Below are 16,978 nucleotides of genomic sequence, written 5' to 3' on the forward strand. Positions count from 1 at the left end.
TCAAACTCTCCGATAAAAGTTTGAATAGCTCTTTTTTGTAACGATATTCGTTACGGTAAATCTAGAATTAACGTTGACGTATTGTCTTGTTTTGTTCAGTTTTCAAGGTTCAATTTGTTGAGCGCTCCGTCCGAAGCGACTTTATTAATTTATCACATCTCATTGTGTGAAGTCAACTGTTTTTTTGAAATTATTTTTCAGTGCGTTTTCGAGAAACTCGATAGCGCAACAGCGACGTTTAATAATATATCAAGATTCTTTTACGGGGTCAATACATTTTTGAAAAAATTATTACAAAATAATAAGTCCACTACATTTGAAAGCGGCTTTAGAGGGAACCGGCTTCTACAATGACAAGCCTGTCCGTCTAAAGACCGCTAAGGATCATTCATACTTTTCTTTTTTATCATTGCTGTTCTTCATATACTTGAGGCATTCTTTATGACTCGCAAATCTTCGGAATAAAGAAAAAAGGATTTTATAACGCTCATTCATGGCCCGCTTTACAATCTGATCGATCCGGGCATCCTTCAGGTCGAAAAGGATTTCATCCATTTCCCTTTTCAACAGATATTCTAATTCTTCTCTTTCTCTGTCATCAATCAATAACCCCAGCAAGTAAGTCACCCCTTTATGTTGTTACTTGTAGTTTTTTCCATACGAGGGTTTTTATAATCACTTTTTTTCTAAAGTTAGATATTTTTTCTGGGGACATGCATATCTTTAACAGAGATAACTCTTTACGGAGGGATTGTGTAATGAATGGTTTTTATACCGTAAATGCGAAAAGTTTGAAGCAGATCAGCCTGGTTATCGTCATCTCGTTCTTCACTGCTCTATTCGTCTACAGCAGTACACTCTCTTCCGTTCCGGCATTCGGGACGAAGGACGGCCCCAAAGCGATTTATAAAGGTGAAAAAGGAATCGCCTTGACCTTCAATATCGGATGGGGGGATGAAAAAGCAGAGCCGATCATAGATGAGTTGGAGAAGCTCAACGTTCAAGCCGCTACCTTCTTCATTTCAGGTTCCTGGGCAGAGCGCCATCCTGATCTGGTTGATAAAATCGTGAAGGCAGGCTTTGAGATCGGGAATCTTGGCTATGCCTATTCAGACTACACAGATATGGAGCCAGAAAAAATCAGACAGGATATCCTGAAAGCCGATACGGTTTTCAAAAAGCTTAACGTTAAGGACGTCAAGTTACTCCGCGTCCCGACAGGCCACTTTAACAAAGAAACGATCAAGGTGGCAGATAAACTTGGATTGACTGTTGTGCACTGGAGCGTTGATTCAAAGGATTGGACAAATCCCGGTACCGATCAGATCCTCATGAATGTGAAAGATGCGAAAAAAGGGGATATCATCCTCCTTCATGCATCCGATTCTGCCAAGCAGACAAAGAAAGCCTTGCCTGGAATCATCAAAAGCCTGCAGGGCAAAGGCAATTTCGTCTCGGTGTCGGATATGATATCAAATGGAGATGCCAAGTCAACGTTAATACAATGATCCCCGAAACGACAAAGCAATCGGATTCCCAACCAGGAAATTCAGTCAACAACAAGAGCGACATATAAGAAAAGAGCCCTGCAGGCATCAGCTTCTGCAGGGCTCTTTCTATTACTGCTGTTTAGTTTGTCTTTCTGCTTGAGATTGCTCGATGTATTTTGGAAGCCTCAATAGCTGGTACGCATTACATACTAATAAAGCAATCAGCATCAGATAAAGCCATTTAATCGAGTTGACCAACAGGACCGGCAGCCACTCCAATGTAGTGACAACGACCATGAAGAACAACGCCGAAATGAATGTGTTGACCCTCGAGTCCGATTGCTTGTTCTTAACGTACGCAACGAGCATCCCTACCAAAAGGATGCCGATTCCGAGAAGAATGTAAGGTGTGTACGAAGCATCTTCTTCAGCGAAAGCACGGAAACGGAAATAAATAAGGTCGAATAGTACAAATCCGATCAACACGATCTGTACTGAGTTCCAAAAAGTCTTGAACATCCCGAGACCGAATTGATGGATCGTCAAATAGGCAAAGTACCCCATTTGACTGATGACACTGAATGTAAAACCGACGAATAGAAACCATAAAAGGCTTGATAAGATGCCAATGACATTTCCATCTTGAATATATGGGCTGTATTGATCCCATCTTATGAAAAGTGAGGCGATCGCCGTAATAACCCCACCAATAGTTAACGTATGTACAAAAAAACGAATCCAATTCCGGATGGTCACTTCAATTTTCCTCCATATAGAAAAAATATGCACTCTTTTGATTGTACCAACGCTACTTTAAAAAATCTAGGTACCAGTTCCCGATGTGCATAATTTTTTCACAATTTCTCATATTAAAGGTAAGGGAATTTGTATGGAAGGAGCCTACCCATGAAAAAATATTCCTTTGTTCTTTTACTGTCCATTCTCCTGTTAACCGCTTGTGGCGGAGGCGGGGACACTGGCAGCAGTAAAATGGATTATGAAGAAACCAAGAAAATGGTTGTCGATATATTAAAAACCGATGATGGAAAAAAAGCCATTCAAGAAGTGATGTCTGATGAAAAAATGAAGGCAGAACTTATTATGGATCAAAAGGTAGTAACGGATACCATCTCCAAAACACTTACGTCCGATAAAGGGACCGAGTTCTGGAAAAAGTCATTCGAAGATCCGAAATTTGCCGAATCCATGGCCAAAAGCATGAAGGAAGGCAATGAAAAATTACTGAAGGATTTAATGAAAGACCCAGAATATCAAGGAATGATGATGGATATCATGAAAGATCCGGAATTCAAAAAGGAACTTACCGAGGCACTTAAGAGCAAAGAGTACCGTGAACACCTTCAGAAAGTCATCCTCGAGACAGTCGATAGCCCATTATTCAAAACCAAGATCCAGGACATCCTCCTTAAAGCAGCCGAAGAAGCTGGCAGCGGAAAAGGCGGAGAGGGCGGAGAACAAGGTGGGGAAAGCGGACAAACCGGCGGGGGCCCTAATCAATCCTCTGGTGATGGCGGGGGCGGAAGCTGATCCATTGAAGTCGAAGCAAGTAAAAAAGGACAAAAGGCGGGAATATCTCCCAGACCTTTTGTCCTTTATCTTTATGACAATTTCTCAATCACCTTATGTGCGATTTCCCCGTAAATGCCACCGAGTCTGTGGTCCTCCGCATAGATGGAAGGAGCGAAATCCTCTTCATTCCAATCCGGCTGCTGAAGTGGAAGTTTGCCAAGAAGATCTGTACGCAGCTCTTCAGTCAACTTCTCCCCGCCTCCTTGTCCGAATACGAATTCCTTCTCACCCGTCAATTTACTTTCAAAGTAAGACATATTCTCTACGACACCGAGGATATCATGATCAGTCTGAAGTGCCATCGCTCCAGCGCGCGCCGCAACAAACGCCGCTGTCGGATGAGGCGTCGTCACGATGATTTCCTTACAGTGCGGAAGCATCGTGTGCACGTCAAGGGCAACATCCCCTGTACCCGGAGGCAGATCAAGAAGAAGATAATCCAAGTCTCCCCATTCCACTTCCGAGAAGAAGTTATTCAGCATTTTGCCGAGCATCGGCCCTCTCCAAATGACTGGTGCATTATCTTCCACAAAGAAGCCCATTGAAATGACCTTCACGCCAAAACGTTCTACTGGGATAATTCTTTCGCCTCTGACAACCGGACGTTTGACGATGCCCATCATGTCAGGGACACTGAATCCATAAATATCCGCATCAATCAGCCCGACCTTCTTCCCTTGACGGGCAAGCGCGACGGCCAGGTTGACGGATACCGTCGATTTGCCGACACCGCCTTTTCCGCTGGCAATGGCGATGAAAGTCGTTTTACTTGCAGGTGATAAAAGGTCCGTCCCTTCGCCACCGGATCCCCTATGCTTTTCAAGCTCTTCCTGGGGAAGTTCCGTGAACCGGATCCCAACAGATTCCGCTCCATTGTCCTTCAATAATTGGACAACCTGCTGCTGGAATTGCAATTGTTCGCCAGATCCTGTTTTAGCGAGTGCGATTTTCACACTGACATGCTGCTTTTCTTCTTTCACACTAACTTCGACAACACCATTGGTTTCTTTTAATGTCTTATGTAAAAAAGGATCCTTTAAATCAGATAAAAGATCGCGAGTCTGTTGTTCTGTTAACATGAATCATCACCCTTTTTTATGTATTCGTTTACAACTATCTTCAGTATAACATATCGTTGTCTGAAATAACTGTAAAAAGGGCTGGATTACTTTTCTTGAATATTATTCCTTTTGAACTGGGATGGAATAAAGGTGGATCGCCATAGGAAAGTAGTCGCCGATGGCATCCCCCTAATGAGGGCTGACTTCCATATAGAGGGGATTTCTGGTCGGCTAGGATTCATGCGTAAATCTACTGCAAGTCACATTCCCTCTTCTACAAAGAAAAAAGCCGCCCCCTTAAAGTCGGGAGTAGCTTTTTGATCAATCTTTTTCGGTAAGATAGTTCAGCACACCTTGATAAACGGAGGCAGCGACTTTCTCCTGATAATCCTTCTTCAACAGATTGGCACGCTCTCCTGGGTTTGAGAGGAAGCCAATCTCTACCAGGGCACCCGTCTTTTTCGCATGCTTCAGGATATACACACTTTGAAGCCCCTTGGCTTCCCTGCTTGTATTCTCGAGATTTCGCGTAATTTCCTTTTGGATGGCTTTTGAAAGAGCCTTGTTTTCCTCAAACTTCGGATTATAGAAGGTTTGTGCCCCGCTCCACTTTTGTGAAGGGATGGAATTCAAGTGGATACTCAAGTAAAGATCGGCCTCTGAGTCATTGATCAGCTTCAGCCTCTTGTGCAGATCCTCCACTTTTCGCCGGCTGTATCCTTTCGTACTCTCATCCGCAAGATCCTTATCCTCTTCACGGGTCATTAAAACAAGCGCACCCTGCTCCTGGAGATAGTCCCTGATCATCAAGGAAACATTCAGGGCAATATCCTTTTCCAATGCTTCTTCATCACCAGCTCCCCCATCCGGTCCTCCGTGGCCGGGATCGAGATAGATGATTTTACCCGACAAAGGAAGATTCCATGAATCCCACGTGTCCTTATCGATGATTTTATATTGGATGATAAAAAATAAGATCCCGAGGGCAGCGATAATCCCTGCAAGTTTCAACTTCTGCTTCATGTCTCTCCCCCTATTTTCAGCAGGCTCACTCCGCACGTTGTAGAGAATGGACCCTCGACACCTGCGAATTAACGAACCTTATAGAAAACAGCTTCTCAGTCAACCTGAACCGTTGCTGCTCTTTACTAAAAAATATGGGACAAGAAACATTTTTAGAACAGAAAAAATTAATGTAAACGGAGCTTCAACCGCTTGATCCCTTTCTCATATCCCTCCGACCACCATGTTTCCACGAAGTGTTCGCAGCTGAAATAGATGGATTCATCTATTTGGTTGGAAACCCCCATCTTGGACCAATACAGCCAAAAGTTATAAAGTGTATCAATGAAATGCTTCATTTCTTCCTTACATCGCTTCTTCACCGATTCAATGTCTTCCCCTGAGTGTCCAAATTTACTTACTTTCCCCCCAAGAAGATAGGCTTCAATGGCAACGTCGAAACAGGCTTCGTCGAATCCTTGCTGCATGAATACCCCACCCTGGATTTTTATATATCCGAAATGCTTCCTTACGCTTTCCTGGAGCATTTTGATCGAAATTTCTTTAAGCAGTCTTCGTTCGGTTTTAATTTGCTTTTCTCTTCTCTTTGTATTGAAGGTTGTAATAACGTTCAATGTAGATCCACCCCTTTGAACGTATTTTCCTTCTTAAGAGATGTCTTCATTCGAGTAACTGTTACCAATTTTCATGGCTGGGGAGGATCCGGATTTTTTTCTCGTACGTTTATGTTGGTGCTGTTATGAATGTCTGGTGTAATCGTTGACGGTAATCATCCGTAGGTTTCGTTAAATGGAATGATGAACGACGAATGGATCTATTCTAAGTCACTGGGAGGTGCGAATTGTACCGAAATGAAGGAATCTTTCGGTTTTGGTGAATAATCTTCGAGTTTGATTCAATAATCTTTTACTTTTACCCAATAATCTTTTAATTTGCCGCTTTTATCTTTCGTTTTCGCAGATCATTCCACCACTTGGAAAAATAAGGGTGGAAGTCGGACTGTTTCTCCTTTTTGATTGGCTGAAGCCAGTTCGATGAGGGGATCTCCCGGTCTCAAGCCCGGACCTGTCTGGTCATGGATCTTGAGTCCACCATCTGAACTTTCTTCTCAACATCATTTCGTAAAATACCACTTTCACAGCGAAATTCCGATGATGGTGAGGAATGTTATGAAACCGTAGAGCCAGATGGAGAGCATTTCGTTTACGAACATCTACTGTCATCCTTTCCCTTGATTTAGGTTGTATACTTTTTGAAGATGTGGTTGCTTTTCTTTTAAGATCGGCGCAAACACTGTAATCACTGCTATGCCGATGAAGGTTGAAACGGCACCCGCTGCCATGGTGCTCGGCACGATTCCTCCAAAATAAAGGATGAGATAGGAAAGGAGCCCAACCACCATGGAAAGTTCCGCTGCCCGGGCGGATGCTTTTCTCCGGCCATACACTGCGTGTAAAATCGGCCCCATCGTTCCAGCCGCGATTCCGGAAATGCCGATCCACATGATATCCCCCATATACGCCGGTGGCTTCAAGACAATCAAGTACGCAAAGAGCCCGATGACCGGCACGGATAGACGGCTGATCTGCAACGCTATCTTCTCTGCCTTCGAGTCGTTCACCTTCACGATCCCTCTTTTCACGAATACTTTCAGAAAGATATCATTGGCAAACACGGTCGAGATCGAAACGAACAAACCATCCGTAGTCGACATCGCTGCAGCAAGGACCACAACCCCCAGAAGTGCAACGATGACCGCGGGAAATGCATAGACGGCATATTCCATCAGTGCCAGATCAGGAGCAGCGATGTTATCTCCCAGCGCTGCCCTGCTATAGATCCCTCCGAATAACACCAGTACTGACAACGCAGCAGTAATCACATAGGTCAAAATCATTTTCCCCAAATCTTTTTCACTCTTGAGTCCCAGCACTTTGTTGAACAAATGAGGTGCAGAGGCAAATGCCCACTGAATCACAATCGCCCCTGTCACTAAGCTCAAAGAAGAAAAATGAGCGGAATCCGGATTGAATGCAGAAATCAGATTTCCATCCTGGGCCGCCAATTTTCCACTAATATCGTTGAAGGTCGATGAGATGCTCCCCTTCCAGAAGACGACGATTCCTGAAATAAAAATAAATACACCGGCCGCAGCCATCATCACTGCCTGGACAGCATCGGTATAAATATCCGCGAACGCCCCACCGCCAAAGACGTAAAGCACAACGATCACCGCGATAAAAATCAACCCGCCTTGATAAGACATGCCAAGGAGATATTCAAAGATACGGGCACCCGCCACAAACTGGGCGGCAATATAGAAGATGTTGAACAAAAGAATCAACCCTGTACCGACCCGGAGAAGATCGCTGTTATAAAAATCCCCAAGCCAGTCGGGAAGGGACAGCGACTTTTGTCCATTATTGAGGCTCCGGACTTTCTTGGCTACCATCAATACGCCGATCGGTCCTCCACCAATCATCGCCAGGAACAGCCAAAGATTCGAAAGTCCCCAATCGTGCGACCAGCCTGGATAACCGAGGAATGTGGCTGCACTTAAATATGTCGCGGCGAAGGAAAGCCCCAGGACGTACGGCCCAAGATTCCCCCCGCCTATCGCAAAATCACTGACACTTTTGGTCTTTTTCATACTGATGAAACCCAAGGCAAACATCGCTGCAAGAAATACGGCAAATCCGATCCAAGTGTATACCGCTATTTGGTTCATTTTCTTCTCCCTTCTTTACCAAACGTTTTATGAATGAACGGGTGTAAGCTTTTTGGCAGGATGAGTATCATCCAAGTGTTTCCGACCTCTGCCAAACATGTTTTCACGGAGGGTCGACCCTTCATATTCCGTCCGGTAAATCCCCCGCTTCTGCAGTTCAGGGACAACATGGTCGACAAACTCGGTGAATGTACCCGGTGAATACGTCTGGGCGATATTGAATCCGTCGGCGTCCCCTTCCTCAGCCCACCTCTCGATTTCATCCGCAATCTGCTCCGGAGTACCGATGAATTTGACCGTCCCATTTCCAAGGCCATGGTTCTTGATCGCTTCGCGGAGCGTCCACTGTTTATTCGGATCTTTGCCGTACATATCGAGATTCCCCTGCATGGCATCCGTTTCGATGTCCTCGATATACTGATCGGGGTCGAATTGTGAAAAGTCTATCCCTGTGTGACCAGATAAAAGGGAAGCGGTGCCTTCGTAGCTGACGTGGTTCGTAAGTTCATCATACTTTGCGTAGGCTTCTTCCTCCGTTGAACCGATGATTGGCAGGATCATTGGGAAGATCAGCAGCTCCGCCGGATTTCTTCCCTGATCTTCAGCACGTTTTCGGATATCCGATGTATACAGCTTCAATCCGTCGAGCGAGTGATTTTTTGTAAAGACTGCTTCTGCATGTTTAGCCGCGAAATCCCTTCCTTTCGGGGAAGATCCCGCCTGGAACAAAACAGGTGTACGCTGCGGGCTCGGCTCGACCAGATGGGGACCCGGCACACTGAAGAATTCACCTTCATGGTTGATGGAATGCACTTTGTTAGGTTCCGCGAAGGTATCCTTCTCTTTGTCATAAACAACCGCATCACTTTCCCAGCTGTGTTCCCATAATTTATACACCACTTGGAGAAACTCATCCGCACGGTCATATCGCAGTTCCTTCGGTAGCCTGCCCGCCAGTCCCAGATTGACAGCCTCGCTTTCGAGGTATGAAGTCACGACATTCCATGCAATCCTGCCATCGGTTAAATGGTCCAGGGTCGACAGCTGACGCGCCAGCGAATAAGGTTGTGCGTATGTCGTAGAAATGGTAGGCGCAAAACCGAGATGCTTCGTGACAGCCGCCATCGCAGAGATCGGGATGAGCGGATCGTGAGCAGGAAGCTGGACCGCTCCCCTGACCGCCGCATCATGACTGTTTTCATAAACACTGTACGTTCCAAGCACATCCGCAATGAACATCGCATCAAATAGCCCTCGCTCCAGCGTCTGTGCCGTTTCAATCCAGTATGATAAGCGATTGTGCGAAGTACCTTGGTCTTTTTCATGCTTCCACAAACCAGTTGAATGAGGGGAAGGCGAGTGTTGAATGAAACCGTTGAGATGAATTTGTTTTTTCATGGGACAGGACTCCTTTTTTAAACAGTTTGGTTGGCCGTGACTTGGAGTGATTGAGCGATTGTGTGATGGGAGTAGGTTTGGGTTGCTGTCAGTACGTATGATGTGATGGGAGTATTCTTATCGTTATACTCGGTTTAGTAGCAACAACTACCCAATCTTCATTAAAAAAACCTCTCCCGATGAGGAAGAGGTTCATTTTCTATACCATCCTCTCATCTTTCAAGCATCTGCTTGCTGGAATTAGCACCTTGTTACAAGTAACGGTTGCTGCGGGATCACGGGACCAGGTTCCTCCCCCGACTCTTGATAAGGAATTATTCGATTTTGTTTGTGTGAATTTTCACTATCATAACGGAGTCGGAATAGTCTGTCAAATCATTATGTGAGTTGGAAGTGTGAGGATGGTCACGGAATTGGTTTAGAAGCGTTTTCCTTTATTCCGAGAGTTTTATTGTCAAATACCGGGGCTTCAATCTTAACTAAGAGATTCTCCTTTACTTATAAGGAATAATGACCTATATTGGCTGGGAAAATCTAGTCATATATGATCTTTTTACTTTTTTACGGGGGATGAGCATTAGTGGAGTGTATCCACACTTAATCGAGCTGCAGAAAACAAATGATTGTAAAGAACGACGGCTGCATTCGAGATTTCGGGTCAGAATCACGATCTGACCAACTGCAGATGGTGGAATGGGCCGCCGAATGCTCATTTTTACGTGTAATGCCATAGTAAATTAAGAAGGAGTTGAGGGAATCTTTTAGTTTTGCTGTAAAATCTTCGAGTTTTAAACGATAATCTTTTACTTTTGACCAATAATCTTTTAGTTTCACACTTTTATCTTTCGATTTTCAGGATTATTCCGTCACTTGGGAAAATAAGGATATAACCCACGCTATCAGCCACTCAAAATGCCATCCCTTGCAGTAACAAGGCCCCATTCTTAAAGAAACGAAAGTGCGGACCACACGACCTAAGTGGGGAACTCTGAATTTAAGTGCGAAACCCCAAATATAAGTGCGCACTACCGCATCCTCATCAAATGCCCAATCCCCTATACACTCACCCAAATAAAAAAGACCCCCAACCAAAATGGTTGAGAGTCTTTGTAAGCAGTAATTAACGCTTAGAGAATTGTGGTGCACGACGAGCGCCTTTAAGACCGTATTTTTTACGTTCTTTCATACGAGCGTCACGAGTTAACAATCCAGCGCGTTTTAGAGTACCGCGGTACTCAGGATCAGCTTGAAGTAAAGCACGAGCGATACCGTGACGGATCGCACCAGCTTGACCAGCGTAACCTCCACCGTGTACGTTTACTAAAACGTCATAGTTACCAAGAGTTTCAGTTGCAACTAGTGGTTGCTTGATTACTTCTCTTAGTGCTGCGAATGGGATATATACTTCTACTTCACGATCATTGATAACAATGTTACCGTTACCTGGTACTAAACGTACGCGAGCTACTGAGCTCTTACGACGACCAGTTCCGTAATATTGAACTTGAGCCAAGATAATAACCTCCTCTTTTTAATTATCCACGAAGTTCGTAAACTTCTGGTTGTTGTGCTTGGTGTGGATGCTCAGATCCAGAGTATACATGTAGTTTCTTGATCATTTGACGACCTAGAGAACCTTTTGGAAGCATACCTTTAATAGTAAGCTCTAACATTTTCTCTGAATAGTTTGTACGCATTTCTAATGCAGTACGTTGCTTCAAACCACCAGGGTGGTTACTGTGACGGTAGTAGATCTTATCAGTAAGCTTTTTACCAGTCAATTCGATTTTTGAAGCATTAAGAATGATTACGTGATCACCAGTGTCAACATGTGGTGTGAAAGTTGGTTTGTGTTTACCGCGTAGAACTGAAGCTACTTCACTAGCCAGACGACCAAGAGTCTTGCCTTCAGCATCTACAACGTACCATTTACGATCGATTTCGTTGGCTTTTGCCATATACGTAGTACGCATGAGTTTACCTCCTATTAAATGAATCCGTAGTATTTATTTTCTAATCACAATAAGTTTCCGGGGCTTATCGTGGGGTTAATAACATACCATATGCTATATTATCTTGTTCCCAGATGATTGTCAAGGGGATGTTACACCTGGATTAGTTGTTTTAGCAGAAAAATAATTTTCCATCTTAAAATCTCTCGTTAACACTTGTGCCGGATTCCGTGCAAAACATCATGTTCCGGAGGCGAGGGCAGCGTGCATTTCTCGCAGATACCTTCGTCGTACACTTCAATCCATCAAGCCACGGCAACTTCCTATCGATCCCCATACTCCACCTTCCAAAGATACAACCCATGCGGCGGAGCGGTCTTCCCTGCCCGGTTTCGATCCTTTGCCTGAAGGATCTCCTTCATGTCCTCACTTCGTAGATTCCCCGAACCTACCTCGAGAAGGGTGCCGACAAGGATCCTCACCATGTTGTAGAGAAATCCATTCCCGATAAAGGAGAAGATGATCTCGCCTTCTTGTTCGGTAATGGTGATACGGTCTAAATTCCTTACTTTGTCTTCCACTTCCGTTTTGGCAGAGCAAAAGCTGGTAAAATCATGCTCCCCCATTAAATCCTGCGCCGCCTTTTTCATCTCGTCTACCGAGATCGCAAATGGATAGTGGAGGGCAAAGTCACGTTGGAAGGGGCTGCGGGAAGGAGCCGTATAGACCCTGTACCGGTATTCCTTCCTCTCCACTGAAAATCTGGCATGAAAGTCATCTGATACATATTCAGCATTCTTGATGACCACTTCGTCTGGGAGACGCGTGTTCAGGACGACTGGCCACTTTTCCTCAGGAATGGAAAGCGGGGTGTCAAAGTGGAACACTTGCCCTTCTGCATGGACGCCTGCATCGGTCCGGCCCGAAGCGGTGACACGTATGCGCTCTCCCTTGTGGATGCTACCGAGCGTCTCCTCAAGGAGTCCCTGGACCGTCCGTTGCCCCGGCTGTACCTGATACCCGCTGAAATGGGTGCCATCATAGGAAATCGTACATTTTACACGTTTCATCGGTTCACTCCCCTTATCCTCTGAAGAATAGCAATAAAGCGGTCAGGATGCACAGTACAGCCAGTGCGCCTGTATCTCTCTTATGCCAGGAAAGAAGCCTGTACTTCGTTCTTCCTTCGCCGCCTCTGTAGCCCCGTGCTTCCATGGCGGTGGCCAGGTCCTCCGCACGCTTGAATGCTGATACAAACAATGGGATAAGCAAAGGAATGATCGCTTTGATCCGGTCTTTGATCGGACCCGAGGAGAACTCGGCTCCCCTTGCGACCTGTGCTTTCATGATCTTATCCGTTTCCTCCATCAATGTCGGGATGAACCTGAGGGAGATCGACATCATCAAGGCAAGCTCATGGACGGGGAATTTTACCTTCCGCAACGGATTCAATAATGTTTCCAGCCCATCAGTGATCGTGATCGGAGACGTCGTGAGCGTCAATAATGAAGTGATCAAGATCAGGTAAAAGAAGCGAAGGGAGATGAAGATCCCTTGACGCAATCCTTCTTCATGGACTTTCAGGAATCCAAGATCAAGGATGACCCCGCCTTCCTTCGTAAAGAACACATGAAGGAAAAATGTAAACAGGATCAGCCATAGAATCGGCTTTAGTCCTCCGATGATAAAACGGATGGACAGATTCGAGAATATGAGTGCAGTAAGCGTGAATGCCCCTAATATGGCATAAGTGATCGCATTATTGGCTAAGAATACGACGCAAATGAAACCGAAAATAAAAAGAAGCTTCGACCTTGGATCCATGCTGTGAAGGATGGAATTTGACGGTACGTACCGGCCGAATATCATTTTTTCCATCATCGGGAAGCACCTCCCTCTTCAAAGGAGTGGATGGCTTCTACGAGTTCTTCAATCGTCAAACAGGTGACACCAAGCTTCCTTCCGATTCTCTCTTCAAGCATGAATTGGAAGCGGACCACATCCGGTACGTCGAGACCCATTTCGAATAATTCCTCGGGGTTTGAGAAAATGGCTTGTGGTGACCCTTTTCTCTTCAGGCGCCCCTTCTGCATGATGACGATCTCATCAGCATAATGGGCGGCATCCTCCATGCTGTGTGTAACAAGGATCGTCGTGAGCCCTTTCTCTTTATGAAGATCGTAAAACATATCCATGATTTCACGCTGTCCGCGTGGATCAAGACCTGCTGTCGGCTCGTCCAATACGATGACTTCAGGATCCATGGCAAGGACACCCGCGATGGCGACCCTTCTCATTTGACCACCAGAGAGATCGAATGGGGATTTGTCGAGGATTTCCTCCGATAACCCAACCTTCACAATCAGTTCCTTCGCTCGTTCCTTCGCTACTTCTTCCGGTACCCCGAAATTCATCGGTCCATAGCAAATATCCTTCAGGACGGTTTCCTCGAACAGCTGATGTTCAGGGAATTGAAAGACAATGCCGACTTTTTGCCTGATCGGCTTTAGGCTCTTCAGCTTTTTATCGGGCGTGATTTCAACGTCCCCTACATTCACCTGACCGGAAGTCGGCTTGAGTAAGGCATTAAGATGCTGAAGCAGCGTCGACTTTCCGGATCCTGTATGTCCGATCACGGCCAGGAATTGACCGGACGGGATGCGGAGATTGATATCATCAAGGGCCAATTTTTCAAATGGGGTTTTATAAGAATAACGATATTCTACTTGTTGAAATGAGATTTGCATAACTCGTCCACCAACTCTTCTTCTGTAAAATATGTTCCGGGTAACGATATACCCGCATTCTTCAATGCACCTGAAACCTTGACGGTAAAAGGTGAATCGAGCCCCAATCGCTTCAATTCGTCCTCGAGGAGAAAGATCTCTTCCGGTGTTCCCTCTTTATAGACCTGTCCTCTGTTCAGCACAATGATTCGGTCAGCCTTAGCTGCTTCTTCAAGATCATGGGTAATCGATATTACCGTCAGATTCTCTTTCTCTTTAAGATCCCTGACCGTTTCCAGAACCTCTTTCTTTCCTTTCGGATCAAGCATCGATGTGGACTCATCCAGGATGATGATATCCGGCTGCAATGCCACCACCCCTGCAATGGCCACGCGCTGCTTCTGTCCACCTGACAAATGGTGTGGCTCTTGATCAAGAAAATCTTCCATATGGACTCGCTTTAGAGCGTCAGTCACTCGTTGTACCATTGCATCATGAGGGACTCCATGGTTTTCTAACCCAAAAGCCACATCATCTTCGACTGTAGCGCCGACGAACTGATTATCGGGATTCTGAAAAACCATCCCTATTTTCGACCTGATCTCCCAGATTGTTTCTTCCTTCAGTGGAACCCCGTCCACTGTGACGTCTCCCTTTTCCGGAAAATGAAGCCCATTCAGCATCTTCGCAAGCGTCGATTTACCGGAACCATTATGTCCGACAATCGCAAGCCACTCACCCTGCTCAACATGAAGACTGATCCCTTCAAGGGCGTATCGACCCTGATCCGGATAACGGAAATATACATCTTTGACACGAATCATCTCTCGCACAACACAAACCTCCTCTATGCTCATCAATACTCAGCTGAACATCTCTCAACTCTTATGCTAGACCTTCAAATGATAAAATTCTGTGTATGTTGATCGTTCCTTTTCACTGTAGACATTTGGTTTCCGCTTCAATCCACTCTTGAACTATTATAATTCCAATGCTCTTATTGAAACAGAAAGTGTGATTAATTTTTCAGTGTAGTAAAGCGAAAAGTAAGTCATTTAACATGTTGGTCAATAACAACTTGTTTATCGAATGATGAATTTACTTCTTCATTCGATTCGTTACAGCTATTGATTGGAGTGGAAGGCGAAGACTCCTGCGGGAAAAGTAGCGTATTCGAAAAGCGGAAGGGCTTTGAAGAGAAGCGTGTGGCATTAGACGAATCGGCCTGGAAGATGTTCTTTGCCTTCTTCTTGGTCGGTTTGGCTTATGACATGTGCTTCTAAGCCCTGCAGCTAGACAGCTCCACTCCACGTCAAGGGGGGTCATCGGCCGCATGCGGAAAGCGAAGCCTTCCACGGAAATCAATAGCGGTATTCAAAATGTATAATAGCCCTATATCATAAATAAATAATAGCAAAAATCCATATAAATAAAAAAAAGCCTGCACCCCGACCAAAGAAAAGAGAGTCTTTTCTTGTTCATCCATTGAACAGCTTCTATTGAAATAGAAGTTGGAAGGGGCGCACGAGCTAGACGAGACAGCTGCGCTGCTCATCGTAACGCTCTGCTTTTCATCACATGCACTTATACAAAAAGGGCAAAGAAGCAGTTAAGGAATAACTGTCCCGCCCTTAATGTTAGTAGTCACGAATTATTAAACTAATTCGATGATTGCCATTGGAGCACCGTCACCACGGCGAGGACCAACCTTCATAATGCGAGTATATCCGCCTTGACGCTCGTTGTAACGAGGAGCGATGTCAGAGAATAACTTTTGAAGAGCATCTTGGTTGTTTTCAGCGTTTGCAACTTCTTTACGAATGAATGCAGCAGCTTGACGACGTGCGTGAACATCACCACGTTTACCTAATGTGATCATCTTTTCCACAACTGAACGAAGTTCTTTCGCACGAGTTTCAGTTGTTTCAATACGCTCATTAATGATTAGGTCAGTAGCTAAATCACGTAGCATTGCTTTACGTTGAGCACTAGTACGTCCTAACTTTCTGTAAGCCATTAAGGGTTCCCTCCTTTGTTGAAACTATCTATCTAAAATGATTATCAATCGTCTTTACGCAATCCTAGTCCAAGGTCTTCAAGTTTAACTTTAACCTCTTCAAGTGATTTACGTCCTAGGTTACGCACTTTCATCATATCTTCTTCAGTCTTGTTGGCAAGTTCCTGAACAGTGTTGATTCCAGCACGCTTCAGGCAGTTGTAAGAACGAACAGAAAGATCCAATTCTTCGATGGTCATCTCAAGAACTTTTTCTTTTTGATCTTCTTCTTTTTCTACCATGATTTCAGCATTCTGCGCTTCATCTGTAAGGCCGACGAAAATATTCAAGTGTTCTGTCAGAATCTTGGCACCTAGAGAAATCGCTTCTTTCGGTCCAATACTTCCATCAGTCCAAACATCAAGTGAAAGTTTATCATAGTTAGTCATTTGACCAACACGAGTGTTTTCAACTTGATAATTAACGCGTGAAACTGGAGTGTAAATAGAATCGATTGGGATCACACCGATTGGAAGATCCTCACGTTTGTTTTGGTCAGCAGGTCTGTATCCACGTCCGCGGGATGCGCTTAAACGCACACGGAAGTGACCACTTTTAGATAATGTGGCGATGTGCAAATCAGGATTTAACACTTCCACATCACTATCATGAGTAATATCAGCAGCTGTTACGACTCCTTCACCCTGTACATCAATTTCAAGCGTCTTCTCTTCATCAGAGTAAATCTTCAACGCTAGTTTTTTGATATTCAAAATGATGGATGTGACATCCTCTACGACGCCTTCAATTGTTGAAAACTCATGCAGTACTCCATCTATTTGAATAGATGTGACAGCGGCACCTGGGAGTGACGATAGTAGGATACGACGTAAGGAGTTACCCAAAGTTGTACCATATCCACGCTCAAGTGGTTCTACGACGAACTTTCCATATGTGGCATCATCGCTGATCTCAACCGTTTCAATTTTTGGTTTTTCAATTTCGATCATTAAT

The 16,978-nt window shown here is 44.8% G+C and carries 17 protein-coding genes and 1 riboswitch; of the genes, 2 read left to right on the forward strand and 15 right to left on the reverse strand.

Annotation, left to right across the window (positions count from 1 at the left end):
* Positions 1 to 384: 384 nt before the first annotated feature.
* On the reverse strand, positions 385 to 618 hold the full coding sequence (locus LCM10_RS19325; RefSeq protein ID WP_224878037.1) for a hypothetical protein: 234 nt from the start codon (positions 616 to 618) through the stop codon (positions 385 to 387).
* A gap of 140 nt (positions 619 to 758) precedes the next feature.
* Here LCM10_RS19325 and pdaB point away from each other — a divergent pair, with 140 nt between their 5' ends.
* The gene (pdaB, locus tag LCM10_RS19330; RefSeq protein ID WP_224878039.1) at positions 759 to 1,508 is read left to right on the forward strand and encodes a polysaccharide deacetylase family sporulation protein PdaB; all 750 of its coding nucleotides are present in this window, start codon (positions 759 to 761) and stop codon (positions 1,506 to 1,508) included.
* 111 nt (positions 1,509 to 1,619) lie between these two features.
* Here the strand turns inward: pdaB and LCM10_RS19335 are convergent, their stop codons facing one another.
* The gene (locus LCM10_RS19335) at positions 1,620 to 2,246 is read right to left on the reverse strand and encodes a KinB-signaling pathway activation protein (RefSeq protein WP_224878041.1); all 627 of its coding nucleotides are present in this window, start codon (positions 2,244 to 2,246) and stop codon (positions 1,620 to 1,622) included.
* A gap of 150 nt (positions 2,247 to 2,396) precedes the next feature.
* Between LCM10_RS19335 and gerD the strand changes: the two genes are divergently transcribed.
* On the forward strand, positions 2,397 to 3,038 hold the full coding sequence (gerD, locus tag LCM10_RS19340; RefSeq protein ID WP_224878043.1) for a spore germination lipoprotein GerD: 642 nt from the start codon (positions 2,397 to 2,399) through the stop codon (positions 3,036 to 3,038).
* Between the two features lie 71 nt (positions 3,039 to 3,109).
* Here gerD and LCM10_RS19345 read toward each other — a convergent pair whose 3' ends face one another.
* The 13 genes from LCM10_RS19345 to LCM10_RS19405 all read right to left on the reverse strand — a co-directional run bounded on the left by LCM10_RS19345 (position 3,110) and on the right by LCM10_RS19405 (position 16,974).
* On the reverse strand, positions 3,110 to 4,159 hold the full coding sequence (locus LCM10_RS19345; RefSeq protein WP_224878045.1) for an Mrp/NBP35 family ATP-binding protein: 1,050 nt from the start codon (positions 4,157 to 4,159) through the stop codon (positions 3,110 to 3,112).
* A gap of 303 nt (positions 4,160 to 4,462) precedes the next feature.
* On the reverse strand, positions 4,463 to 5,164 hold the full coding sequence (gene cwlD / locus LCM10_RS19350; protein WP_224878047.1) for an N-acetylmuramoyl-L-alanine amidase CwlD: 702 nt from the start codon (positions 5,162 to 5,164) through the stop codon (positions 4,463 to 4,465).
* A gap of 167 nt (positions 5,165 to 5,331) precedes the next feature.
* The gene (locus tag LCM10_RS19355) at positions 5,332 to 5,778 is read right to left on the reverse strand and encodes a DUF2521 family protein (protein ID WP_224878049.1); all 447 of its coding nucleotides are present in this window, start codon (positions 5,776 to 5,778) and stop codon (positions 5,332 to 5,334) included.
* Between the two features lie 605 nt (positions 5,779 to 6,383).
* Positions 6,384 to 7,892, reverse strand: a complete 1,509-nt coding sequence (locus LCM10_RS19360) for a sodium:solute symporter family protein (RefSeq protein WP_224878051.1) — start codon at positions 7,890 to 7,892, stop codon at positions 6,384 to 6,386.
* Positions 7,893 to 7,919: 27 nt separating this feature from the next.
* Positions 7,920 to 9,290, reverse strand: a complete 1,371-nt coding sequence (locus LCM10_RS19365; protein ID WP_224878053.1) for an LLM class flavin-dependent oxidoreductase — start codon at positions 9,288 to 9,290, stop codon at positions 7,920 to 7,922.
* Positions 9,291 to 9,499: 209 nt separating this feature from the next.
* Positions 9,500 to 9,603, reverse strand: a riboswitch (SAM riboswitch).
* An 807-nt stretch (positions 9,604 to 10,410) separates the two neighbouring features.
* Positions 10,411 to 10,803, reverse strand: a complete 393-nt coding sequence (rpsI, locus tag LCM10_RS19370) for a 30S ribosomal protein S9 (RefSeq protein ID WP_172250513.1) — start codon at positions 10,801 to 10,803, stop codon at positions 10,411 to 10,413.
* A gap of 22 nt (positions 10,804 to 10,825) precedes the next feature.
* Positions 10,826 to 11,263: a 50S ribosomal protein L13 gene (rplM, locus tag LCM10_RS19375; protein ID WP_032085300.1), complete on the reverse strand. Its 438-nt coding sequence runs from the start codon at positions 11,261 to 11,263 to the stop codon at positions 10,826 to 10,828.
* 302 nt (positions 11,264 to 11,565) lie between these two features.
* Positions 11,566 to 12,312, reverse strand: coding sequence for a tRNA pseudouridine(38-40) synthase TruA (gene truA / locus LCM10_RS19380; protein ID WP_224878055.1), 747 nt, complete (start codon positions 12,310 to 12,312; stop codon positions 11,566 to 11,568).
* A 13-nt stretch (positions 12,313 to 12,325) separates the two neighbouring features.
* Entirely contained in the window at positions 12,326 to 13,123 is a 798-nt protein-coding gene (locus LCM10_RS19385) for an energy-coupling factor transporter transmembrane component T family protein (RefSeq protein ID WP_224878057.1), read from the reverse strand.
* Positions 13,120 to 13,989 (reverse strand): energy-coupling factor ABC transporter ATP-binding protein, encoded by an 870-nt coding sequence (locus LCM10_RS19390; RefSeq protein WP_224878059.1) that lies wholly within the window; start codon positions 13,987 to 13,989, stop codon positions 13,120 to 13,122. The genes LCM10_RS19385 and LCM10_RS19390 overlap by 4 nt, the downstream gene beginning before the upstream one ends.
* Complete coding sequence (locus tag LCM10_RS19395; RefSeq protein ID WP_224878149.1) at positions 13,965 to 14,792, reverse strand: energy-coupling factor ABC transporter ATP-binding protein; 828 nt, start codon at positions 14,790 to 14,792, stop codon at positions 13,965 to 13,967. Before LCM10_RS19395 ends, LCM10_RS19390 begins: the two co-directional genes overlap by 25 nt.
* An 830-nt stretch (positions 14,793 to 15,622) precedes the next feature.
* On the reverse strand, positions 15,623 to 15,985 hold the full coding sequence (rplQ, locus tag LCM10_RS19400; RefSeq protein ID WP_032085296.1) for a 50S ribosomal protein L17: 363 nt from the start codon (positions 15,983 to 15,985) through the stop codon (positions 15,623 to 15,625).
* A 44-nt stretch (positions 15,986 to 16,029) separates the two neighbouring features.
* Entirely contained in the window at positions 16,030 to 16,974 is a 945-nt protein-coding gene (locus LCM10_RS19405; RefSeq protein ID WP_032085295.1) for a DNA-directed RNA polymerase subunit alpha, read from the reverse strand.
* Between the last annotated feature and the right edge of the window lie 4 nt (positions 16,975 to 16,978).

Origin of the sequence: Rossellomorea aquimaris (assembly GCF_020171925.1) — a bacterium.
GTDB lineage: Bacteria > Bacillota > Bacilli > Bacillales > Bacillaceae_B > Rossellomorea > Rossellomorea aquimaris_F.